This is a genomic window from Myxococcus sp. RHSTA-1-4, from assembly GCF_020037125.1.
GTDB lineage: Bacteria > Myxococcota > Myxococcia > Myxococcales > Myxococcaceae > Myxococcus.
The window spans coordinates 216,612-240,080 of the sequence record NZ_JAIQDG010000004.1; the positions used below are offsets into that span (position 1 = coordinate 216,612).

General features: G+C 71.5%; 18 protein-coding genes. 8 read left to right on the forward strand and 10 right to left on the reverse strand.

Annotated features, from left to right (window positions below):
• Positions 1-9 precede the first annotated feature (9 nt).
• The gene (locus K8638_RS08565; RefSeq protein ID WP_223753942.1) at positions 10-909 is read left to right on the forward strand and encodes a hypothetical protein; all 900 of its coding nucleotides are present in this window, start codon (positions 10-12) and stop codon (positions 907-909) included.
• A gap of 1 nt (position 910) precedes the next feature.
• On the opposite strand, the gene K8638_RS44515 is transcribed toward K8638_RS08565, so the two are convergent.
• On the reverse strand, positions 911-1,036 hold the full coding sequence (locus K8638_RS44515; protein ID WP_255662522.1) for a hypothetical protein: 126 nt from the start codon (positions 1,034-1,036) through the stop codon (positions 911-913).
• Between the two features lie 57 nt (positions 1,037-1,093).
• On the opposite strand from K8638_RS44515, the gene xdhC reads away from it, so the two are divergent.
• Together xdhC and xdhB are read left to right on the forward strand one after the other, a co-directional pair.
• Complete coding sequence (gene xdhC / locus K8638_RS08570; RefSeq protein ID WP_223753943.1) at positions 1,094-1,927, forward strand: xanthine dehydrogenase accessory protein XdhC; 834 nt, start codon at positions 1,094-1,096, stop codon at positions 1,925-1,927.
• Complete coding sequence (xdhB, locus tag K8638_RS08575) at positions 1,924-5,742, forward strand: xanthine dehydrogenase molybdopterin binding subunit (protein ID WP_223753944.1); 3,819 nt, start codon at positions 1,924-1,926, stop codon at positions 5,740-5,742. Before xdhC ends, xdhB begins: the two co-directional genes overlap by 4 nt.
• Positions 5,743-5,761: 19 nt before the next feature.
• Here the strand turns inward: xdhB and K8638_RS08580 are convergent, their stop codons facing one another.
• The 3 genes from K8638_RS08580 to K8638_RS08590 all read right to left on the reverse strand — a co-directional run bounded on the left by K8638_RS08580 (position 5,762) and on the right by K8638_RS08590 (position 9,055).
• Positions 5,762-7,441 (reverse strand): ATP-binding protein, encoded by a 1,680-nt coding sequence (locus K8638_RS08580; protein ID WP_223753945.1) that lies wholly within the window; start codon positions 7,439-7,441, stop codon positions 5,762-5,764.
• 96 nt (positions 7,442-7,537) lie between these two features.
• The gene (locus K8638_RS08585; RefSeq protein WP_223753946.1) at positions 7,538-7,978 is read right to left on the reverse strand and encodes a hypothetical protein; all 441 of its coding nucleotides are present in this window, start codon (positions 7,976-7,978) and stop codon (positions 7,538-7,540) included.
• Positions 7,979-8,044: 66 nt separating this feature from the next.
• Positions 8,045-9,055, reverse strand: coding sequence for an AraC family transcriptional regulator ligand-binding domain-containing protein (locus K8638_RS08590; protein ID WP_370643935.1), 1,011 nt, complete (start codon positions 9,053-9,055; stop codon positions 8,045-8,047).
• 136 nt (positions 9,056-9,191) lie between these two features.
• Between K8638_RS08590 and K8638_RS08595 the strand changes: the two genes are divergently transcribed.
• Positions 9,192-9,971: a hypothetical protein gene (locus tag K8638_RS08595; protein WP_223753947.1), complete on the forward strand. Its 780-nt coding sequence runs from the start codon at positions 9,192-9,194 to the stop codon at positions 9,969-9,971.
• Between the two features lies 1 nt (position 9,972).
• Here K8638_RS08595 and K8638_RS08600 read toward each other — a convergent pair whose 3' ends face one another.
• Positions 9,973-10,779, reverse strand: coding sequence for a hypothetical protein (locus K8638_RS08600; RefSeq protein WP_223753948.1), 807 nt, complete (start codon positions 10,777-10,779; stop codon positions 9,973-9,975).
• A 325-nt stretch (positions 10,780-11,104) separates the two neighbouring features.
• Between K8638_RS08600 and K8638_RS08605 the strand changes: the two genes are divergently transcribed.
• The gene (locus tag K8638_RS08605; protein WP_223753949.1) at positions 11,105-12,346 is read left to right on the forward strand and encodes an endonuclease/exonuclease/phosphatase family protein; all 1,242 of its coding nucleotides are present in this window, start codon (positions 11,105-11,107) and stop codon (positions 12,344-12,346) included.
• On the opposite strand, the gene K8638_RS08610 is transcribed toward K8638_RS08605, so the two are convergent.
• A complete protein-coding gene (locus K8638_RS08610; RefSeq protein ID WP_223753950.1) occupies positions 12,339-13,079 on the reverse strand; it encodes a peptidoglycan-binding protein in 741 nt (246 codons plus the stop codon). The two genes, K8638_RS08605 and K8638_RS08610, sit on opposite strands and share 8 nt — an antisense overlap.
• Before the next feature lie 88 nt (positions 13,080-13,167).
• On the reverse strand, positions 13,168-15,477 hold the full coding sequence (locus K8638_RS08615) for a PQQ-dependent sugar dehydrogenase (RefSeq protein ID WP_223753951.1): 2,310 nt from the start codon (positions 15,475-15,477) through the stop codon (positions 13,168-13,170).
• Between the two features lie 243 nt (positions 15,478-15,720).
• On the opposite strand from K8638_RS08615, the gene K8638_RS08620 reads away from it, so the two are divergent.
• A complete protein-coding gene (locus tag K8638_RS08620; protein ID WP_223753952.1) occupies positions 15,721-17,463 on the forward strand; it encodes an amidohydrolase family protein in 1,743 nt (580 codons plus the stop codon).
• 33 nt (positions 17,464-17,496) lie between these two features.
• On the opposite strand, the gene K8638_RS08625 is transcribed toward K8638_RS08620, so the two are convergent.
• Positions 17,497-18,408, reverse strand: a complete 912-nt coding sequence (locus tag K8638_RS08625; RefSeq protein ID WP_223753953.1) for a universal stress protein — start codon at positions 18,406-18,408, stop codon at positions 17,497-17,499.
• 18 nt (positions 18,409-18,426) lie between these two features.
• Between K8638_RS08625 and K8638_RS08630 the strand changes: the two genes are divergently transcribed.
• Positions 18,427-20,256, forward strand: a complete 1,830-nt coding sequence (locus K8638_RS08630) for an SLC13 family permease (RefSeq protein ID WP_223753954.1) — start codon at positions 18,427-18,429, stop codon at positions 20,254-20,256.
• 193 nt (positions 20,257-20,449) lie between these two features.
• Here the strand turns inward: K8638_RS08630 and ppk2 are convergent, their stop codons facing one another.
• Together ppk2 and K8638_RS08640 are read right to left on the reverse strand one after the other, a co-directional pair.
• Positions 20,450-21,250 carry a polyphosphate kinase 2 gene (ppk2, locus tag K8638_RS08635; RefSeq protein ID WP_223753955.1) on the reverse strand — a complete coding sequence of 267 codons (801 nt, stop codon included), beginning with the start codon at positions 21,248-21,250 and terminating at the stop codon, positions 20,450-20,452.
• Positions 21,251-21,255: 5 nt separating this feature from the next.
• Entirely contained in the window at positions 21,256-21,831 is a 576-nt protein-coding gene (locus K8638_RS08640) for a hypothetical protein (RefSeq protein WP_223753956.1), read from the reverse strand.
• 311 nt (positions 21,832-22,142) lie between these two features.
• Between K8638_RS08640 and K8638_RS08645 the strand changes: the two genes are divergently transcribed.
• Positions 22,143-23,465: an amidohydrolase family protein gene (locus K8638_RS08645; protein ID WP_223753957.1), complete on the forward strand. Its 1,323-nt coding sequence runs from the start codon at positions 22,143-22,145 to the stop codon at positions 23,463-23,465.
• Positions 23,466-23,469 lie beyond the last annotated feature (4 nt).

Below are 23,469 nucleotides of genomic sequence, written 5' to 3' on the forward strand. Positions count from 1 at the left end.
AGGATTCCCATGCGTTCGAACATCTCCCGGGCCCTCGCTTCACTCTCCCTCCTCGCCGCGCTCGGGCCGCTGTCCGCCCGGGCCGCGCCCCGGGCGCCCTACTCACTGCCCTGGCAGCTGCGCCCGACGGCGGCGGTGAGTGTGGTGCGCTCGGACACGTCGCTCGCCCTGTCCTCGGCGGATGCGACGGGTGACAGCGTCACCACGGCCACCCTGCTGCTGGTGAGCTACAAGGTCACCCCGAGCCTGGCGCCGCTGGTGCGCGTGGGCTACGTGGACCATGCGCCGGGGACGGGCAGCCCGGGCGCGGCGCTGGTGAATCCCGTGCTCGGCGCAATCTATTCGCACGACCTGAGCGAGACGCTGCGGCTGGGCTTCTTCCTCGGCTTCACCCTGCCCGTGGGCATGGGGGGCGGCAACACGCCCAGGGCCGCGACGGCGGCGGCGGCGCGCTCGGGTGTGCTGACGCGCTCGGCGATGGACAACGCCATGTTCGCGGTGAACGACTTCACCGTCTTCCCGGGCGTGGGCCTGTCGTACGTGGCGGGAGGCTTCACGGCCCAGGTGGAGGCCACGGTGCTGCAGCTCACGCGCGTGCGCGGCGAGGCGGTGCAGCAGGACAAGGCGAGGACCAACTTCACCTCGGGCCTGCACCTGGGCTACTTCGTCCACCCCGCCGTGTCGCTGGGCGGGGAGCTGCGCTACCAGCGCTGGCTGTCCACTCCGTCGACGGTGACGTCGGAGGAGCTGCGAGACAACCTCACGGTCGCCGCGGGCCCGCGCCTCCACTTCAAGCTGAGCGACAGCCTGGTGCTCCGCCCCGGGCTGTCCTACGCCTTCGCGCTCGACGCCCCCATGAAGACGGCGAGCTACTCCGTCTTCCAGCTCGACGTCCCCCTGGTCTTCTGAGCTACGGCTCGCCGGCCGCCACGTCCTCGGAGCCGGCGGCGGCCTCGGGGACGAGGTCCCCGGCCTCGTCCTCGTGCTCGTCGCCAAGGGTGGGCTCGTCCCGGGTGGGACATGCTCTCCGACCCACACCACCCGTGAGAGTCATGACGGTGGGGGCCCGGGCTGTGGCAGACTCGCTCGGACCATGTGGGATTGGGTCCGCAAGCTCGCGGAGTGGTCACAAGCCGATGAGCCCTTCGCCGTCGCCACCGTGACGGGCCATCAGGGCAGCACGCCCGCCGAGCCCGGCGCGAAGCTGCTCGTCCGCGCGGATGGGGCATTCCACGGCACCGTCGGAGGCGGACACCTGGAGCAGCTGGTGCTCGCGGACGCGCGGGCCTGCCTGGAGAAGGGCGAGGCGCGCGGCTTCCGCTACCCCCTGGGCGCGAAGCTGGGCCAGTGCTGCGGCGGCGTGGTGGACGTCTTCGTGGAGCCCGTCAACCACGGCCCCCGCCTGTACCTCTTCGGCGCCGGGCACGTGGGCCAGGCGCTGTGCCGCACGCTGGAGGACACCCCCTTCCGCATCCACCTGGTGGATGAGCGACCCGAGTGGCTCCACGGGGAGCGCATCCCCGCCTCCGTGGTGCGCCACGAGGAGCCCTGGGACGTGTTCGCCTCCCGCGCCCGCTGGGACGCGCGCCGCACCTACGTCGCGGTGATGACGCACCGGCACGACCTGGACCAGGACATCATCGCCTTCGCCGTGGAGAAGCCCGCGCGCTACCTGGGGCTCATCGGCAGCCGGACGAAGTGGGCCCGCTTCCGCCAGCGGCTGGAGGCCCGGGGCATGACGGCGCGGCAGATGGACCGGGTCCAGTGCCCCATGGGAGTGCAGATTGGCGGCAAGTCGCCGCAGGAGGTCGCGGTGAGCATCGCCGCGGGCCTGCTCCAGGTGCACCACGGGCAGAGCGCCCAGACACACTCCGATACCGCGGCGTCCGAGCCGCCCCGCTTGCGAGAGGTATCCTCGGGAGAATGAGCGACATGTTCGAGTTCCTGCTCAACGGCACGCCCGTCTGCGTCGACGGCGTGTCCCCCAACACCACCCTGCTGGAGTTCCTGCGCTCGCGCGGGCACACCGGCACGAAGCAGGGCTGCGCCGAGGGCGACTGCGGCGCGTGCACCGTGGCCATGGTGGACCGGGACGCCCAGGGCCAGCGCGTCCTCCGCGCCTTCAATAGCTGCATTGCCCTGCTGCCCATGGTCGCCGGCCGGGAGGTGGTGACGGTGGAGGGCGTGGGCCGCCGCGAGCAGCCCCACCCCGTGCAGCAGGCGATGGTGAAGCACTACGGCTCGCAGTGCGGCTTCTGCACGCCGGGCTTCATCGTCTCCATGGCGGAGGCGTACTCGCGCAAGGAGGTCTGCACGCCCGAGGCCGTGGCGGACCAGCTCTGCGGAAACCTCTGCCGCTGCACCGGCTACCGCCCCATCCGCGACGCGATGATGGAGGCGCTCGCGGGGCGTGACGCCGCCGCCACGCGCGAGCCTCTCCCGGGCCTTCCGCTGGGCGGCCCCGCCACCTCGCTGCCGTCCCTGCGCTACGAGGCGCGTGGGCAGACCTTCCTCCGTCCCACGTCCTACGAGGAGCTGCTCGCGCTGCGGGCCGCGCACCCCGAGGCGCACCTCGTGGCCGGCGCCACCGAGCTGGGCGTGGACATCACCAAGAAGGCCCGCCGCTACCCGTTCCTCATCTCCACCGAGGGCGTGGAGTCCCTGCGCGCCATCCGCCGCGAGGCGGACGGGTGGTACGTGGGCGGCGCGGCCTCGCTCGTGGAGCTGGAGGACGCGCTCGGCGCCGGCTTCCCGGAGGTGGCGAAGATGCTCAACGTCTTCGCCTCGCGGCAGATCCGCCAGCGCGCCACGCTGGCTGGGAATCTGGTGACGGCCTCGCCCATCGGCGACATGGCGCCCGTGCTGCTCGCGCTGGACGCGAAGCTCGTGCTCGCCTCGGTGAAGGGCGAGCGCGTGGTGCCCCTGGCGGACTTCTTCCTCGCGTACCGCAAGACGGCGCTGCGGCCGGACGAGCTGGTGCGCCACATCGTCATTCCCCACGCCTCCGCTCCGGCCGGCGGCCAGCGGCTGTCCGACTCCTTCAAGGTGTCCAAGCGGCGCGAGCTGGACATCAGCATCGTCGCCGCGGGCTTCCGCGTGGAGCTGGACGCGGACGGCGTGGTGCGGCTGGCGCGGCTGGCCTACGGCGGCGTGGCGGCCACCCCGGTGCGCGCGCGCCGTGCCGAGGAGCTGCTCACCGGGCAGCCGTGGACCCGGGAGACGGTGGCGCGGGTGCTGCCCGTGCTGTCGGAGGAAATCACCCCCATCAGTGATTTGCGCGGCAGCGCGGAGTACCGGCGCGGGCTGGTGGCGGGCCTCTTCGAGAAGTTCTTCTCCGGCGAGCGCAGCCCGTCCATCGATGCCGCGCCCCGCTTCACCCTGGGCGAGCCGGGGGCCCCGGCCGACGCCGGGCGAGAGCTGCGGCACGAGAGCGCGCTGGGCCACGTGACGGGCGCCGCGCGGTACGTGGATGACCTGGCGCAGCAACGGCCCATGCTGGAGGTGTGGCCCGTGTGCTCGCCGCACGCGCGTGCCCGCATCCTCCGGAGGGACCCCATCGCGGCGCGGAAGCTGCCGGGCGTGGTGGCGGTGCTGATGGCCGAGGACATCCCCGGCATGAACGACACCGGCCCCATCCGCCACGACGAGCCGCTGCTCGCGGACCGGGAGGTGCTCTTCCACGGACAGGTGGTGGCGCTGGTGGTGGGCGAGTCCGTGGACGCCTGCCGCGCCGCCGCTCGCGCGGTGGTGGTGGAGTACGAGCCGCTGCCCGCCGTCCTCACCGTGGAGGACGCCATCGCCCAGGGCAGCTACCACACGGAGCCGCACGTCATCCGCCGGGGTGACGTGGACGCGGCGCTCGCGAGCAGCCCCCATCGCCTGTCCGGCACGCTCTCCATCGGCGGCCAGGAGCACTTCTACCTGGAGACGCACGCCGCCTTCGCCGAGCGCGGCGACGACGGCGACCTCACGGTGACGTCCTCCACCCAGCACCCGTCCGAGGTGCAGGCCGTGGTGTCGCACGTGCTGGACCTGCCGCGCAGCCGGGTGGTGGTGCAGGCCCCGCGCATGGGTGGCGGCTTCGGTGGCAAGGAGACGCAGGGCAATGCCCCCGCCGCGCTGGTGTCGCTGGCCGCGTGGCACACGGGCCGGCCGGTGCGGTGGATGCTCGACCGCGACGTGGACATGATGCTCACCGGCAAGCGCCACCCCTTCCATGCCACCTTCGAGGCCGGCTTCGACGGGCAGGGACGGCTGCTCGCGCTGCGCGCGCGACTGGTGTCCAACGGCGGCTGGTCCCTGGACCTGTCCGAGTCCATCCTCGACCGCGCCCTCTTCCACCTGGACAACGCCTACTACGTACCGGCCGTGGAGTTCTCGGGCCGGGTGGCGAAGACGCACCTGGTGTCCAACACGGCCTTCCGGGGCTTCGGCGGCCCCCAGGGCATGCTGGTGTGCGAGGAGATTCTCGGCCGCGTGGCCCGCGCCGTGGGCCTGCCTCCGGACGAGGTGCGCGAGCGCAACTTCTATTCGGGCTCGGGTGAGACGAACACCACGCACTACGGGCAGGAGCTGGAGGACGAGCGCCTGCCGAAGCTGTGGCGCGAGCTGAAGGAGTCCTCGGACTTCGCGCGGCGGCGTCAGGAGGTGGAGGCCTTCAACGCCCGGTCGCCCCGCATCAAGCGGGGCCTGGCGCTCACGCCGATGAAGTTCGGCATCTCCTTCACCGCCACCTTCCTCAACCAGGCCGGCGCGCTGGTGCACGTGTACCGCGACGGCTCGGTGATGGTGTCCCACGGCGGCACGGAGATGGGCCAGGGCCTGCACACCAAGGTGCAGGGCGTGGCCATGCGCGAGCTGGGCCTGCCCGCCAGCGCCGTGCGGATGGCGAAGACGGCGACGGACAAGGTGCCCAACACGTCCGCGACCGCGGCCTCCAGCGGCTCGGACCTGAATGGCGCCGCCGTGCGCGACGCGTGCGTCCCCCTGCGGGAGCGGCTGGCCCCCGTGGCGGCGCGGCTCCTCGCGGAGAAGCACGGGCGCTCCGTGGCCCCGGAGGCGCTGGTGTTCCAGGACGGACGCGTGGGGCCGCCGGGTGAGCCCGAGGCCGCCCTGCCCTTCGCGGCCGTGGCCGAGGCCGCGTACCTGGCCCGCGTGGGCCTGTCCGTGACGGGCTACTACCAGACGCCGGGCATCGGCTACGACAAGGCCCGCGGCCGGGGCCGGCCGTTCCTCTACTTCGCCTACGGCGCCGCGGTGTGCGAGGTGGAGGTGGACGGCTACACCGGCATGAAGCGCGTGCTGCGCGTGGACGTGCTGGAGGACGTGGGCGACTCGCTCAACCCGGGCGTGGACCGCGGGCAGATTGAAGGCGGCTTCGTGCAGGGGCTCGGGTGGCTCACCGGCGAGGACCTGCGCTGGGACGCCAACGGCCGGCTGCTGACGCACTCGGCCAGCACGTACGCGGTGCCGGCCTTCAGCGACGCGCCCATCGACTTCCGCGTGCGGCTGCTGGAGAACGCGCGCCAGCACAACACGATTCATGGCAGCAAGGCCGTGGGGGAGCCGCCGCTGATGCTCGCGCTGGCCGCCCGCGAGGCGCTGCGGGACGCGGTGGCCGCGTTCGGCAAGCCCGGCGGTGAGGTGGACCTGGCCTCGCCCGCCACGCACGAGGCGCTGTTCCTCGCCATCCAGAAGCGGCTGGCTCGCGGCGCGAAGGAGGACGGGCGCGAGGCGGCGTGAAGCCCGGCGCCCCGCGCGCTCAATCCCCCTGGAAGCACTCCGGGGCCGGCTCCCGCGCGGGGCCCTCCAGCGGGAGGATGACGGTGAAGGCCGCTCCCTGGCCCGGAGCGCTCTCGGCCACGACCGTCCCGCCGTGGGCCTCGACAATCTGCCGGGTGATGTAGAGCCCCAGGCCCAGGCCCCCATAGTGCCTGTCCGACACGGCGCGCTCGAAGCGCTGGAAGATGCGGGTGAGCGACTGCGGCTCGATGCCGATTCCCTCGTCGCGAACGATGAGCCGGGCCATCCCGTCGCTGGCCTCCACCCTGAGGTGCACCGGCCTCCCGGCGCCGTACTTGAGGGAATTGGAGATCAGGTTGGAGACCACCTGCTCCAGCCGGGAGCGGTCCCACCGCCCCACCACGGGGTGGCCGGCCCGGACGTACAGGCGGCACCCGGCGCGCTGCGCCTGGGGCTCGTAGCGCGCCGCCATCTCCCGGAGGAGCACGGCCAGGTCCACCTCCTCCAGCAGGAGATGGAGCCCCCCCTCGCAGATGCGCGACACGTCGAGGAGCCCGTCGATGAGCTCCGCCAGCCGGCGGACCTGCCGCTGGGCCATCTCCAGGTCCGCGCGCAGGCGCTCCGCCGCGTTCCCCAGCTCCTCCACCGAGAGCGAGCGGACCATGCCCTGCAGCTTGAGCGCGAGCGGCGTGAGGGGCGTCTTCAGCTCATGGCTGGCGATGGACAGGAACTCGTCGCGGAGCCGGATGGCGCGCTGGGCCTGCGCCTCGCTCTCCCGGAGGGCCTGCTCGCGCTCCCGCTCCTCCGTGATGTCCACCAGCCAGCCCACCCATTCCCGCACGCGCCCGTCCGGGCCCAGCACCGGGACGCCGCGCGACCGCACCTGCCGCCAGCGCCCATCGTGGCGCAGCAGCCGGTACTCGGAGACGTAGGGAGTGCTCTTCCCCATGACCCGGGCCCAGTCCCTCCGGACGCGCTCGCGGTCCTCGGGATGGATGAGGTTCATGTAGCCGTAGCCCTGGTAGTCCTCGAAGCGCTTGCCCGTGAAGGACTCCCACGACTGGCTCCGCTCGACGGCGGCGCCCGTGAGCGTCAGCGTCCACATCACGCTCGTCGTCGCTTCCAGCAAGGCGTGCAGGCGCTTCTCGGTTCGCAGCAGCTCCCGCAGCCGGACTTCCACGGCCGCCCGGGCCCGCCGCTCGCGGCGCAGCTCCGCCTTCCACTCCGAGGCCAGCAGGTTCACCGCTTCGCCCCGCTGCTCACGGAGTGCCGCATCCCCCTCCAGCAACGAGCGCAGGGCGTGGGCCACCGCATCGGGGGAGAGGGGCCGCACCGCATACGCCAGGGCACCCGCCAGGACCGCCGACAGGAACGCGCCCTCGGGGCGCGCGGAGGAGACGAGCAGCAGCAGCGCCATCCCCTCCCGCGCTCGCATGGCCCCCTGGATGCTCCGCGCCCAGGCGCTCCAGTCCTCCGCCTCGGCATCGAGCACCAGCAGCTCGATGCTCCCGTCCCGCAGGAGCTCCGACGCCCGCTCGGCCGTCTCGGCTTCCACGGGCTCGCATCCCAGGGAGCTGAGCGCCGACCGCAGGCACGCATGTTCCTCCACGCCGAGCCGGGGCAGGAGGACCTTCTCGCACACCTGCGTCGCCGCCGCCCCCTGCGTGGGCCCTGGAACCGAGCGGGGAACACGGTGCATGACTGCATCATGGGGACGCTCCCGCGCCACCGGCAGGGGCACCTGCCGGGCTCGCGTCCCGGCCCGCCCTCCTCGCGGTTGCCCGCCAGGAGGGGCTCAGTAGGCCTGGCTGTGCTCGACCTTCACGTCCCCGGCGTGGAGCGGGAAGTTCTTGCCCAGGTTCTTCCGGGCATCCTTGCGCGCGGTGGCCTCGTCGGTGCCGAACCCCACGCCCATGGCGCGTCCGGTGCAGCCCGGCTTGCCCACCCCGGCGGACACCACCACCATGTACCGCCCCAGGCTCTTGCCCTTCTTGTCGTTGTCCTTGTGGTGGAGGCGCTTCAGCGCCGGGTACCGCGCCCGGGCCTTCTCCTCCGCCGCCTTCGCCACCTTGTCGGCGTCCCCCACTTCCACCACGTAGCCGAGCGCGCTCGTGCAGTCGCCCTCGTACGTCACGGCGACGATGCTGTGGATGACGTCCTCGGCGCGGGCGGCGGCGGCGCCGAGCAGTACCGAGGCGAAGAGGACGGAGCGAAGGACCGGCTTCAGCGTGGACATATGGGAACCTCCGTGGGCGGACCGCCGATGCTACCGCGACGCCGCCACGGTGGAGCTTCCCTATTCTCAGGGAGCGTTCAGCCCGCGCCGGAAGGACTCCGGGCTGGTGCCCCACCAGCGCTTGAAGGCGCGGTGGAACGCCGCCGGCTCCGCATAACCGAGGAGGAAGGACACCTCGGCGATGGACATGCGGCGCCGGAGATAGGCCTCGGCCAGCTCGCGGCGCAGCGACTCGACGATGGAGGCGTAGGATTGCCCCTCGTCCGCGAGGCGCCGCTGGAGCGTGCGCGGCGGCAGGCGCAGGGCCCGGGCCACCGCGGCGAAGGAGAAGTCTCCTCCGGACAGCGTACGCCGCACCTCCTCGCGCACCCGCTCGCTGGCGGTGGTGGGCTGGGGCAGGCGCTCCAGCGCGTGGCGGGCCTGGCGCTCGAACATCGCGTTCAGCAGCGCGTCGGCGTGGACGAAGGGCCGCCGCGCGTCCTCCTGGGAGAACTCGATGTCGTTGGCGGGCGCGCCGAACTCCAGAGGGCCGCCGAAGACGGCCTCGTGCTCGCGGGTGTCCTCCGGGGCGGGGTGGACGAAGCGCACGCGCAGGGGCCGCACGTCCTCACCGGTGAGGAAGCGCACGCCGGTGGCGAACTGCGCGAGCGCGACCTCGGCGAGGTGCCGGTGGGCGGGGCGCCAGACGCCGATGGGCGTGAAGCGCATGCGCACCCCGCGCTCCGTGTCCTCCAGGCGGAAGCGCTCCCCGTCCCCCCACACGCGCTGGTACCGGAAGCCCCGCTCCATGGAGTCGCGCAGCGTGGCGCTGGTGAGGACGACGAAGGTGGCCGGGTCGTCCAGGTCCGCCATGTCCATGCGGGACAGGTGCAGGCCCAGGTTGGCGTCCCCGGACAGCGCCACCATCCGCTCCGTCAGGTGGTCCAGGACGCTGTAGGGGATGCGCAGCTCGGGGTCATCCAGGTCCTCCATGCGCAGGCCGGCCTCGCGGCAGAGGGACTCCACCGGCAGCCCGAGCTGGACGGCCAGCCGGAGCGCCTGGCGCGCCATCCGGGCGGAGAGGGAGGGCTCGGACACGGACGATGTGGGCACCTTCGCCACGCGGGCCACCGTAGCGGCGGGCTGGCGCGCGCGGCAAGCCATTCTGTCGTCAGCGGACAGTGCGAGGACGCTCCCGGGCCGGCACCCTTGCCCCATGAACGAGACTCCTTCCATGGCCCTGGTTCCCCGCATCCATCTCTTCGAGTTCACGGACCAGGATTGGTGGCCCTCCGCGCTGAGGGATTTGACGACCGACTACCTCCACACCGTCAGCGCCCGCCTGGGCCTCTTCGACGCCGCGGCGGAGGTGCTGGCGCGAGGCCTGCGCGCCTCGGGCGGAAATCAGTTGCTGGACCTGGCCTCCGGCGGCCGGGGGCCCCTGCCCCGCCTGCGGCGGCTGCTGGCGGAGCAGTACGGCCTGGAAGCGGACGCCGTGCTCACGGACAAGTACCCCAACGCCCAGGCCGCGGAGCGGGCCCGCGCGGAGGGTGCCACCTACCTGGAGCGCTCCGTGGACGCCCTGCGCGTCCCGGCGGACCTGCGCGGCATGCGCACCCTCTTCAACGCCCTGCACCACTTCCGGCCGGAGGACGCCCGCGCGGTGCTGGCGGACGCGCAGGCCCGGAGTGTCCCCTTCGCCGCCTTCGAGACGGTGCGGCGCACGCCCTCGGGCATCCTGTCCATGCTGCTGGTGCCGCTGCTGGTGCTGCTCTTCACGCCCATGGTGCGTCCGGTGACGCCGCTGCGCCTGCTGCTCACGTATGTGATTCCGGTGGCGCCGCTCATCATCTTCTGGGACGGGCTGGTGTCCGCGCTGCGGGTCCACCGTCCGGAGGAGCTGCGCGCGCTGACGGCGTCGCTGGCGCGCGAGGGCTACACCTGGGAGGTGGGCGAGGCGCGGGCGCCCGGCAAGCCCCTCATCAGCTACGTGCTGGGCATGCCCACGCGCTGAGTCAGCGCGCGTGCGCCGCGATGATGAGGACGAGGATGCCGTCGAGACCGAATCCCATCGACACGTAGCCGGGGTTGACCCGCGAGCTGCCCGCGGCCAGGTTCAGGTGGCCGATGGAGCCCAGGCACAGCTTGGCGCCCACCTCGGCCCCGACATTGGGCCCCTGGCCGGGAGCGGCGTGCAGGGCGGCGCCCATCATGAACCGCGCGTAGGTCACCAGCCAGGACGACAGGAAGTGCTGGTAGCCCACGAAGCCGTTGAGCTCCCCCGCCCCGGAGTGGGTGAAGGCGGTCTGGGCGCCGAAGGACAGCCGCCGCTCGAACAGGCCCATGGGCTGGATGTTGAGGGCGATGTCGGGCCCCACGCCGTTCGACACGTCCACCCGGTACGCGAAGACGAACTCGAAGGCAGGCTTGTCGAGCGCGGGGGCCTCCCGCCGCAGCCGCGCCGCGGCCTCCAGGTCTCCCGCTCCGCCCCGGGCCTCGCGCAGGTCCGCCAGCGCCTCGGCGCCCTGCTCCCAGTCGGCCTCGTACGCCCTGACGAGGGGAGGCTCGGCGCCGGCCAGGTCGCCGTCCTCCATCCGCAACTGCCCCTGGGCCAGGCAGGACTCCAGGTCCCCCCGCTCGCACGCCGCGCCGAATGCCGTGTCCGCTTCGCTCCGCGCGCCCTGGCGGAGGAGCTCGTCGCCCCACTCGCCGCAGGCGGAGGCCACGCCCTTCTGGCAGGCCGTGACAGGAGATACCGGCCCCTTCGTGGCACATGCCACCAGCAGGGGAGCCATCACCGCCATGAGCCACATGTGCCGCATGGCGGCCATTCAACCACGGGCGCCCCGAGGCCGCCTGCCCGTCCTCCTGCCGTGCCCGGCATAGCGGACGTCCTGCCCTGGCGTGGTCCCCCGGTCCCCACCGAGCGCCGCATGGAGGGAGCGATGACCTCCGGTCGGCTGCCCGCTCGCCCCTCTTGCTGACAAGGCGGACCGGCCGGCCCTCAAAGGCCCGTGTGCCCCCTGGCCGCCGTGCGGATCAGCACAGAACTTGAGGCCACACAGGAGGACCGGTGTCCCACGTCGACATCCAGCATGACTGTTCTGTCTTCGCTCCGCACGCGCGGCTCCCGGAGGGGGAGCGTGTATGAAGGTGCCCGAGCTGCTGGAGCATCTGCCGGGGGTGGGCCCCCTGCTCACCCGCATGCCGGCCGGGCATGAGGAGCCCCCCATCCGTCGCGAGCCCACCGTCACGTTCCCTGACTTCGACGCCGTTCCCCAGCCGAACTCGGAACGGGAGCTGGGGGATGGCCGTACCTTCATCGTCCGGAGCCCGTCTCCCCGGCCGCCACGGGGGCCCGGGCTGACGGTGATGTCCTACAACATCCTGCTCGGCGGGCAGCGCCGCGAAGCGCTGCTGGCGTACTTCGACCACCTGGAGGAACAGGGCCGGATGCCGGACGTCATCGGCCTGCAGGAAGCCAACGTGCCCATCACCGTGCTGCTGGCGCGGCGCTATGGGTTCCACATGGCCTACCAGGGCCATGACGGCGGCGCCAGCGGGCGGCTCGTCAACGGCAAGGCCTTCCTCAGCCGCCACCCGCTGGTGGACGCGGCCCACTTCACCTACTCCATTCCGGACGGGGAGCGGGAGGCCGCCATCGCCCGCCGGAACGGAGACCCGTGCGAGATTCCGGAGGACCGCGGCGCGCTCTACGTCCGCCTGGAGGCGGAGGGCCACCCGGTGGTCCTCTACAACGTGCACCACACGCTGGGGGACTCTGGAATCAACGCGCGAAACCTCCGCCAGCTCAACGCGCTGCTGCGCCACCGTGAGGTCGCGCACGCCGTGGTGCTGGGGGACTTCAACGCGAACACCGCCATCAAGCGCGGCGGCTCATGGCTGATGGCGCATTTGAAGACGTACGACGACACCGACACGGTGGAGGAGTACGCGCTGCGCTACGGCGACCCGCACGCCAGCGTCGGTGACAGGGGCGTAGGCAACATCGCCGACCCGCGCCTGCGGCACGAGCTGCACCTGCTGGAGCTGGAGCTTCCGGAGACCATCACCCACGCCACCGTCGCGCAGGTGCGGCTGGCGGACGGCACGGTGATGACACCAGCGCAGGCCTGCACCGAGCTGCGCTCCGGGAAGGTGCCGCGCGGCAGCATCCACTGGCTGCGGCTGCAGGACATCGCCGACAGCGCCACCCTCACGTCCCTACCGGACGAGCAGGGCGTGGTGCCCGCCACGGGCAAGCGCTTCGACAACCTCTACGCCAGCCCCAGCCTGGTGCCCGTCCTCTTCGAGGTGGACCGCAGCACCGAGTCCTCCGACCACCAGCCCGTGCTGGCGCACTACACGTTGCGCGGCCCCGTCAGATGAGCACGAAGTCCATGTTCCTGAAGCCCCGCGTGCGCGCGCAGACCTCGTAACCCTCGCGGCCGCCCGCGTCGTGGGTGTTGCCCTCGATGGTCTGGAAGGTCTCCTCGTCGACCTCGGTGACGATGCCGGTGTGCGCCCAGTCGTTGGCGGTGCGGCGGCGCAGGAAGAGGCTGCCGGGGCGGATCTGCGTCCGGTCTGGCGGCGCGGTGAGGGTGGAGAGGAAGCGGCCCTTCTCGCGGCCAAAGGCGGCCAGCAGGTCGCAGGAGAACGTGCGCTCCACCGGCATGGGAACGCCGAGCGTCTTCGCCGCCTGCAGGAGACAGAAGGTGGCGAAGCCCGCGGACCAGGGCCACGCCGCGCCCTCGTTGCCGTCCATGTAGAGGCGCACCCACGGGCCCCGGTTCTCACCGCCGATTTCGCGAGGCCGCTGCTTCAGGTGCTGCGAGGCATAGGCCACCACCAGCGCGCCTGGAGAGCGCCCCTGGGCGGGAATCGACGCGATGGCGGCCTTCATGGGGGCAATCAGCCGGTCGAAGGTGACCGCGTCGGCGACACCCGACACGGGCAGGCCCGCCTTCGCCTGGAAGCGCTTCAGCGCCGCTTCCGTCGCGGGGCCGAAGTCCCCGTCGATGGCGACCGCGAAGCCCTGGAGCGTCAGCCATTCCTGGATGCGCCTCACGCCGTGGCCCTGCTCGCCGCGGCGGTACACCTTGTCCAGCTCGAGTTCACTCATGGAACCCCCCACCCGGCCTCCGGGAAGCCGGCCTCAATCATCCTGGCACCAGCGCGAAGGAGGCGCCAAGAGGGCCCGGCGGCGGCGCTCAGAGGCCCTCCGGGCAGCGGGCCAGGGAGGTAATCCACGCGTCCACCAGCGCGGTGCCCTCGGTGTCCACCACCCGCGTGGCGAGCGGCGGCATCCGCACGGCCTCCAGCGCGTGCATGCGCAAGGACAGGAGCGACTTCCCGGGATGGCCCGGCGTCACCAGCCGCGCGCCGGGGACACCCAGCTCGCCCAGCTCGGGTAGCACGTCGCACACCCCGGCCCTCGCCAGCGGCGTGGAGAAGCGCAGGTCCGCGGTTCCTCGGCCCAGTCCACCCGGCCGGTGGCATACGGCGCAGTTGGCGTGCAGGTACGCGCGCGCCCGCGCTTCCAGGGGCTCCGGGCCGTCATAGGCGGGCAGCCGCGGAAGCAACGCGGGCTCGGACGGCAGCGCCAGCAGGCCGATGTGCTCCAGCGTGACGAGCTGGTGGGCACGCCGGCCTCCCGGGTAGATGAAGTCTCCGTTGAGCTGCGCCACCTCCAGGCCCAGCACATACCCCGAGGCGGCGTTGTGGCACTGCATGCACTCGCCGCGGCTGGGGAACGTCCACGTCCGGCCGGCCACGTCCTTCACCTTGCCCGCGTCCAGCAGCACCGCGTCCGTGCCCTCGTCGTTCCACTCATAGGTGTAGCCGGCCCAGCTCCCGTCCGGGTGGCGCATGAAGAGGCGCGTCTCCACGCGCCGGCCCCCGAGGAGGAAGCTCTTCACCGTCACGCTGCCCGGGGGAAAGTCCAGCGTCCCTTCCGCGCCCACCGACACCTTCTTCCCGTCCGGCACCGCGAGGAAGCGCTCCTTGTCCGCGCCGTCCGACCAGAGCGAGGCATTCACGTCGTACGGGATGAGCCCGGCCGCCGGCCGCGTGGGGTCCGCCGGATTCACGCACCCCGTCGCCGACAGCCGCGTGGGGAACGTGTCTTTCGGAGCTGGCTGAGCCGGGACGATGCGATGCAGCCCGCCTCCCCCAAAGTCCACCACCAGCAGCTCGCCGTCATTCAGCTCCGCGAAGGAGGAGATGTTGAGCGACGTGGAGAGGATGAGCTTCGGCTTCGCCCCACCGCCGGGCATGGCGTCCCCGGGAAGCGTCCAGATGCGGCCTGAACCGAAATCCCCATACACATACTGGCCCGCGAGCGACGGCACCGCGCCTCCGCGATACACATAGCCGCCGGTGATGGACACACCCTCGCCGCGCCCGTAGGACACCACCGGCGGCGTCAGCCCCCCCGTGTCACACGTGTTACCCCGCAGGCACGCCGTGCCCTCCAGGACGCTCCAGCCGTGGTTGCTCCCGAGCACCACGCGATTGACCTCCTCGTAGCGCTTCTCCCCCACGTCTCCCATCCACAGCGCGCCGGTGCGCCGGTCGAAGCTCCAGCGCCAGGGATTCCGGAAGCCGAGCGCGTAGATTTCCTTCCGCCCGCCTCCACTCGCATACGGATTCCCTGGAGGAATGGCGTAGGGCCGCGCGCCGTCCACGTCGATGCGCAGCAGCTTGCCCAGCCACACCTCCTTGTTCTGCGCGGTGCGGTTCGGGTCCTCGCGGCCGCCGCCGTCTCCGAAGCCGATGTACAGGTAGCCGTCCGGGCCGAACGCGAGGTGGCCGCCGTTGTGGTACGACCACGGCTGGTAGAGCTGGAGGACGGGCTCCGCGCTCTTCGGGTCCAGCGTGGCGCCGCCGTCCAGGCTGCGGTAGCGGACGATGTACGAGTTCAGCTTCCCCTCGCTGTCGTCGCCGATGTAGCTGAGGAACACCTCTCCATTGGTGGCGAAGCGCGGGTGGAAGGCCATGCCGAGCAGCCCGGTCTCATCATGCGAGGCATTCACCCGGCCGGAGAGGTCGATGAACAGCGAGCTGCTGGCGGGGTCCGCCTCGTTGGCGAAGACGCGGACCCGCCCGCCCTTCTCCACCACGTAGATGCGGCGGCTGTCGCCCGGGGACTGGAGCGCGAACAGGGGCTGGGTGAACGTCAGCCTCGGGAAGGCCCGCTGGAGGGCCACGCCGGTGGCCTCCGCGGGCCGCGCGGGTGCCACGCAGGTGGGATTGGCCGGCCGCGACTCCAGCCCATGGGAGACGCTCGAGATGGGACCGGAGTCGGGCCCCCCGTCCGCCGGGCCGGCGTCGGGCGCTTCTCCCGGGCCGCCATCCGCCGCGGCGTCCCTCGGCTGCACCGAGTCGAGAGGGGGCGCCTCGTCGGAGGGCTTCACTCCCCCGTCGGGCGAGCTCGGGCAGGCCGCGGGCGACAGGAGCAGACCGGTCGCGAAGGCCGTGAGGCCGAGCAGGACGAGCAGGGGTGAACGTCGTCGGTGCATGGGGCCATCTGCCATCGGAGTGCTCACGAGAGGGAGTGCCCCCTGGACAGTCTGCCCGATGGTGGACGTACCCGCGTTGGCCACCGCACGGAGGGGCCCGCGTGGCACCCGTGAAGTCGCACGCTGGACAGGGCTGGCCCGCGGGTGAGGCCCTACAACGAGGTCAAAGAAGTGGTGCGCCGAGCGGAACGCACCCGCTCCCCGAGTGGAAGCAGAGCCCCCTACGGACGTAGGCTTTCCAACATGGACCTCATCGTCGAGAACGGGCTGGTGTTCGATGGACTGGGCAGTCCGCCGCGCCGCTGCCATGTGGGCATCCGCGAAGGCACCGTCGCCGCGCTGTCCGAGGCTCCCCTCCCCCGCGCGCCACACACACGCGTCATCGACGCCACCGGGCACTGGGTGACGCCCGGCTTCATCGACTTCCATACACACTACGACGCGGAGGTGGAGCTGGCTCCGTCCCTCTCCGAGTCCGTCCGCCACGGTGTCACCACCGTGGTGGTGGGGAGCTGCTCGCTGAGCCTCGCGCTGGGCACGCCGGAGGACCTGGCGGACATGTTCTGCCGCGTGGAGGCCATCCCCTACGCCACCGTCCGCACGCTGCTGGAGGAGCGCAAGCAGTGGGACTCGCTGGGCGGCTACCTGGAGCACCTGGACGGACTGCCGCTCGGGCCCCATGTCGCGTCCTTCCTGGGGCACTCGGCGCTGCGCGCACACGTCATGGGCCTGCACCGCAGCCTGGACAAGGGCGTCCGGCCCGGCGAGGACGAGCTACGCCGCATGGAGGCCCTGGTCCGCGAGGGGTTGGACCTGGGCTACCTGGGCCTGTCGGTGCAGACGCTCAAGTGGGACAAGATGGGCGGCACGCGCGACATCCGCAGCCGGCCCCTGCCCTCCACCTACGCCCGCTGGAGCGAGTACCGCCGCCTCACGCGGCTGCTGCGCGAGCGCGGCCGCGTCTTCCAGGGCGTCCCCAACATCAGCACCAAGGTGAACGTGCTGCTCTTCCTCCTGGAGAGCATGGGCCTGGGGCGGCGGGCGCTGAAGACGACCGTCATCTCGATGATGGACCCGCGCGCCAGCCGCGGCATCCACCGCCTCATCGGAGCCCTGTCGCGGCTGGCCAACCGGGTGCTGGGCGCGGACTTCCGCTGGCAGGCCCTGCCCGAGGTGTTCGACCTGTGGGCGGACGGCATCGACCTGGTCGTCTTCGAGGAGTTCGGCGCGGGCGCGGCGGCCCTGCACCTCCAGGACGCGGCGTCGCGCACGGAGCTGCTGAAGGACCCGGCGTACCGCGCCCGCTTCCGGAGCCAGTGGACCAACCGCTTCCTCCCGCGCGCCTTCCACCGCGACTTCAACGAGTCCCTCATCCTCCAGTGCCCGGACGCCAGCGTGGTGGGCAAGTCCTTCGCCCAGGTGGCGCGCGAGCAGGACCGGCACGCGGTGGACGTCTTCCTGGACCTGGCCGCCACGCACGGGGACGCGCTGCGCTGGTACACGGTGATGGCCAATGACCGGCGCGAGGAGCTGGAGCGCATCTGCCAGCACCCGGACATCCTCGTGGGCTTCTCCGACGCGGGCGCGCACCTGCGCAACATGGCCCACTACAACTTCCCGCTGCGGCTCTTGCGGCTGGTGCGTGAAGCGGAGAAGCGCGGCGAGCCCTTCATGTCCGTGGAGCGCGCCGTGCACCGGCTCACCGGGGAGATTGGCGAGTGGATGGGGCTGGACGCCGGAGTGCTCGCGGAGGGCCGCCGGGCGGACCTGGCCCTCATCAACCCCGAGGGCCTGGACGGGAAGCTGGATGAAATCGCCGAGGCGCCCATGGAGAACTTCGGGGGCTTCGTCCGGCTGGTGCGCCGCAATGATGCCGCGGTGAAGAGCGTGCTCATCTCCGGCCGCGAGGCGGTGCGGGAGGGCGCCGTGTCACCCTCGCTGGGGCGCGAGCGCGGCTTCGGAAAGGTGCTCCGGGCGCGGGCGTGAGCGCGCGCGCTCCATTCAGCCCGCCGTCCGGCGTCAGGTCTCCTTCGAACCCTCCGGGCGAGGCGGCACCACCAGGACGTCGCACGGCACCTCGCGCAGCACGTCTCCGGCCACGGTTCCCAGGAAGGCATGAGCCAGGCCGGAGTAACCATGCGTCCCGAGCACCAGGAGATCCGTGCTGAGCTTCTTGACGGTCTGGGCGATGAGCGACCTCGGAGAGCCGTTTCGAACGTAGAGCTTCCAGGCCGGCGCGTCCCCGGGCGGAACTCCCGCCCGGGTGAGGGAAGCAGCCAGGAGCCGCGAGAGCCCGCGGAGTGCCTTCCGCTCATAGTGCGCCTGATGGTCCCTTGCCTCGTCCGTCGGAAAACTCGGATAGAGGTACCCGTGGAGCGGAGCATCGTAGGCGTGGATGATCGCCACCCGCGGGAGCGGCGGAGGAATCACCCTCAGCAGCGAGGCGAGGACGTCATGAGCGGCCTGGTCGAGCGCCATGGCGACCGCCGGCTTCCGATAGGGAGCGTGCGGCGGCAGCCGGACCACCAGCACCGGGAACTGTCCCTGCCGGATGACGCGCTCGGCGGTTGACCCGAGGAAGATGTCCTTGAACGCACGGCCTCCGCCGCGCCCCATGACGGTCAGCTCGGCCCGGGCCGCTCGCGCCTGCCCGGCAATCACGTCAGCGGGCACTCCCACCTTGACGACCTGCTTGACGGCGCAACTCGCGGGGAGCGCCCTCGACAGGCGCTTCGCCATGGCCTCGAGCGCATTGCGCGCATCGCCCTCCGCTCGCTTCGTGGCCTCCCTCGAGAAGCCCCTCGGAACGACGTGCAACAAGGTGAGCCGCGCGCCCTCGGCCAGCGGCAGCAGCGCGGCCCGGTCGATGACGCGCGTAGAGCCTGTCGAGAGGTCGATGGGAATGAGGAGGGAGCGAAGCTTTTCAGGCATGATCTCACCGGCAAAAGTATGAGCTCCAACCTTATCACCACCCTGACACTGCTCGCCGCCGCCATCTTCATGTTCGCCGTCAACAGGCCGCGGATGGACGCCGTGGCCCTGCTCATGGTGACCGCGATGCCCTTCACCGGCGTCATCTCCATGAACGAGGCGCTGGCGGGCTTCAGCGACCCCAACATCGTGTTGATCGCCGCGCTGTTCGTCATCGGTGAAGGGCTGGTGCGCACCGGTGTCGCGAAACGGATTGGCGACTGGCTGATCTCGCGCGCCGGCCGCAGCGAGACGCGCCTGATGGCCCTGTTGATGCTGAGCGTCGCCGGCATCGGCTCGGTGATGAGCTCGACCGGGGTCGTCGCCATCTTCATCCCGGTGGTCCTGCGCATCACCCAGAACGCCGGCCTCGCGCCGGGACGGATGATGATGTCCCTGAGCGTGGCGGCGCTCCTGAGCGGCATGATGACGCTCGTCGGCACGGCGCCCAATCTGGTGGTCAACAGCGAGCTCGTGCGCCACGGCTTCGAGGGCTTCCGCTTCTTCAGCATCACGCCCTTCGGCCTGCCGCTGCTCGTACTGAGCATCATCTACATGAGCTTCGCGCGCCGGTGGCTGACGGCGGAGAAGAGAGACCCCATCGCGAGCCACAAGCGGCCGCGGCTCGCCGACTGGATCGAGGAGTACGGCCTGTCCGAGCGCGAGTATCGGCTGCGCGTCGTCCCAGGCTCACCGCTCGACGGAAAGACGCTGGAGGAGCTCGACCTGCGCGGCACCTCGGGCGTGAGCATCATCGCGGTCGAGAGCCCCGGCCGCTTCGGCAGCCGTCTTGTCCGCCCGACGGCACGGACCCGGCTGCACGTCGGCGACATCCTGCTCATCGACCTGTTCGCCCCCGCCATCGACATCGAGGAGGTCTCCCAGCGCCTCCACCTCCAGAGGCTGCCGCTCACGGGCACCTATTTCTCGGACCAATCGCAGGAGCTGGGCATGGTCGAGGTCATGCTTCCGGCGACCTCGAAGCTCATCGGGAAGACGGTGGTCCGCTCCCGGTTCCGCTCGGAGTACGAGCTGCACGTCATCGGCCTGCGGCGCGGCACCACCCCCCTCAAGAAGAGCCTGCTGGATGAGGCCCTGAAGCTGGGCGACACCCTGCTGCTGATCGGCCCCTGGAAGGCCATCCACCGGCTGCGGGCACACCCGAAGGAGCTGATCATCCTCAACCTCCCGGTGGAGATGGACGAGGTCGTTCCGGCGGCGGGCCGCGCGCCGCATGCGCTGTTTGCCCTGGCGCTCATCGTTGCCCTGATGATCACCGGCGTGGTCCCCAACGTGCACGCGGCGCTGATCGGCTGCCTGCTGCTGGGGCTGCTCGGCTGCATCGACCTCGACAGCTCCTACCGCGCCATCCACTGGCAGAGCCTGGTGCTGATCGTCGGCATGCTCCCCTCCTCGCTCGCGCTGCAGAGGACGGGCGGCGTCGAGCTCGCGGCTCGCGCCCTGCTGGACGTAGCGGGGGGGGCGAGCCCCCATTTCATCCTCGCCGGCCTGTTCGCCATCACCGCCGTGTTCGGCCTGTTCATCTCCAACACGGCGACCGCGGTGCTGATGGCCCCGGTCGCCCTGGCCGTCGCGGACAAGTTGCAGGCCTCGCCCTACCCCTTCGCGATGATTGTCGCCCTTGCCGCGTCCTCGGCCTTCATGACGCCGGTGTCGTCACCGGTGAACACCCTGGTGGTGGGGCCGGGCGACTACACCTTCGCTGATTTCGTCCGGGTCGGCGTGCCCCTCACCTTCGTCGTGATGGTCGTCAGCGTGGTGCTGGTGCCCTGGCTGCTGCCCTTCTGAGCCCCCGGCCCCCGGGGCTCCAGGGCCAACCGGCGGGGGGGCCGTGCTCGGCCATCCCCGCTACGCCGCCTATTTCCTCTGGGGCTCGCTGCGCGGCGGCTTCGACTGCGGTAGAGCGCGAGACGCCAGAGGAACACACTGCCCCGTCCAGGTCCGTCCGGCGCCCATCAAGCCCGGCGGGACGGCGCCACGCTCAATACCTCTCGGGGATGAAGTTCCTCCCCGCGAGCGAAGCCTCGTCGTCATAGCCCCCCCGATTGGAACGACGGGGCAACTCCACCTTGGGACGCTTCACCCTCTTGTGAGGAATCTTCTCCAGCAGGAAGCGGATGCAGTTGAGCCGCGCCTTCTTCTTGTTGTCGGAGCGCAAGATGAACCAGGGCGCATGCTGCGTATCCGTCGCGGCAAACATCTTGTCACGCGCCTGGGAGTAATCGTTCCAGCGTGTCCATGACTTGATGTCCATCGGGCTCAGCTTCCACTGCCGGAGAGGGTCGTCAATCCGTGCTTCGAACCTCCGCTGTTGCTCCTCCTTGCCGACCTCGAGCCAGATCTTCAGCAGGAGGATTCCACTTTCGACCATGTACTTCTCGAAGACAGGACAGCCTTCCAGGAAGCGATCGTGCTCCTCGGGAGTGCAGAAGCCCATCACGTACTCCACCCCGGCCCGGTTGTACCAACTGCGGTCGAAGAGCACGATCTCGCCCGCGGCGGGGAAATGCGGCACGTACCGCTGGAGGTACATCTGGCTCTTCTCCCGGTCCGAGGGGGCCGGGAGGGCCACCACCCGGAACACCCGGGGGCTCACCCGCTCCGTGATGGCGCGAATCGTACCGCCCTTGCCCGCCGCGTCCCTCCCTTCGAAGACCACGACGACGCGCGTCCCCTCCTGCTTGACCCAATCCTGAAGGATGCAGAGCTGGGCCTGGAGCCTGCGAAGCTCCTTTTCGTAGGCCTTGCGCTTCATGGGTTCCGTCTGGGTGTCTGGAGCCATGACCTTCACTCCACGGGGGGAGCCATGCCCGGGCACTGGCCCGGCGTCAGCTTTCCGGCGGTCTCGTGAATCTCCGCGCGCAGCCTCTCCTGATCCGAGGGGTCCACGGCTTTGTAGGCGATGGTGACGCCCTGGGGAGTGTCCTCCACGCGGGCGTAGGTTGGCACGCTCGGCGCCCCCGCCGAGCCCGGGAGCCCGCTACCGCCCATGGCCTCGTAGTCGATGCCGGGAGGCTGCTCGAGGCCACGGCGTCCCGAGACGCCGTGCTCCGCCTGCCGCTGCATCATGTTGCGGCCACGCTGCCGGAGGTTCTCCACCTGGTCCATCTCGGAGGTGGTGAAGACGAGGGCCACGCCGTCGGGCGTGTCCTCCGCCCGCGCCAGGGCGCCGGGGACCGTCATGGGACAGTCCCGCTCCATCTCGGCCCGTGGCGGCGGCTGTTCGCCCGCCTGCTCCGGCGGTGCCTGCTGGGGCGTGGACGTCCCTTCCCCCTGTGACGTCGTCGCGCTCTTCGAGCAGCCAACCACGGCCGCCAGCGACACGAGGGCGGCGAGCACGAGCGGCAGTCTGGATGGGAACATGGTGGGCCTCCCCCGTCGTGAGTCCTGCACCGGACAAACTGGTGGGCGGCTCACGTCCCGCGCAATCCGCCCCCCCGCGCCAGCCCCTCCCCCGCGTCGGACCGAGCGGGCTGGCACGGAAGCACCACCTCGGCGGCTGCACGGTCTATGCGAGCGGCCACCCCTGCCCGATGTGCCTCGCGGCCATGCGCATGGCCGGCATCGAGCGGGTAGCGAACCGGCCGTCGAATGCGGTTCCCGGGTGTAGCGATGGCACACGGGCCGCGAGGGTGGCTTGACTCGGGGAGCGCGCGGGCGGCAATGGGGTCATCATGCGACGCGCCCTCCTCCTTGGCACCCTCCTGCTGTCCCTGTCCGCCCCCGCCGCCGAGCCCTCCCGGGCCCAGGTCCTCAAGGCCGCGCGCCTCTTCGACGCGAAGACGGGGAAGCTCGTCACCCCGGGCGTGGTGGTGGTGTCGGAGGGAAAGGTGGTGGGAGTGGGACCGAAGGCGCCCGTGCCGGAGGGCGCGAGGGTGGTGGAGCTGGGCGACGCCACGCTGCTGCCGGGCTTCATGGACGCGCACACGCACCTGACCGTGGAGCCCGGGCCGGACTGGCGCAAGGACGTCATCGACAGCTTCCAGCGCACGATTCCCGAGCTCACGCTGGACACGCTGCCATGGGCACGCACCACGCTGATGGCGGGCTTCACCACGGTGCGGAACCTGGGCGCGGAGGACTTCATCGACGTGGGGCTGCGCAACGCCATCGCGCGCGGCAACGTGGTGGGGCCGCGCATCCTCGCGGCGGCGTCCAGCCTGAGCTCCACGGGCGGGCACTGTGACTACGGCAACTCGTGGCGCAAGGGGCTGCTGGCCCGGGATGCCAGCCCGGGCGTGGCGGATGGCCCGGACGCGCTGCGCGCCCGCGTGCGCGAGAACCTCAAGTACGGCGCCGACCTCATCAAGGTGTGCGCCACGGGGGGCGTGATGAGCTTCAACGCGGAAGCCGATGCGCCGCAGCTCACCCAGGCGGAGCTGGACGCGGTGGTGGACGAGGCCCACGCGCACCGGCGCAAGGTGGCCGCGCACGCCCACGGCGCGGAAGGGGCGAAGCGCGCCATCCGCGCGGGCGTGGACTCCCTCGAGCATGGCACCCTGCTGGACGACGAGGCCCTGGAGCTGATGAAGCGCAAGGGCACCTGGTACGTGCCCACGGCCTTCGCCTTCCACGGGGTGAAGGAGCTGGCGGACAAGGGCAACCTGCCGCCCGACAACGTCCTGAAACTCCGAGCCGTCGACCAGCGGCGGGAGCAGGTGCTGCGCAAGGCGATTGCCCTCGGGGTGCGCATCGCCTTCGGCACGGACGCGGGCGTCTTCGTCCACGGACGCAACGCGGAGGAGTTCGCGCTGCTGGTGGAGGCCGGCCTGCCGCCCGCCGAGGCGCTGCGCGCCGCCACGGTGAACGCGGCGGAGCTGCTCGGCGTGTCGGACAGGCTGGGGACGCTGGAGCCGGGGAAGCTGGCGGACGTCGTCGCCGTGCCCGGCAACCCCCTCCAGGACATCCGCGCCACCCGGAAGGTCTTCTTCGTGATGAAGGAAGGCGTCATCCACCGCAACGACGCGGCGCCGCCCTCCCCCACCGCCACGCGCTGAGCGC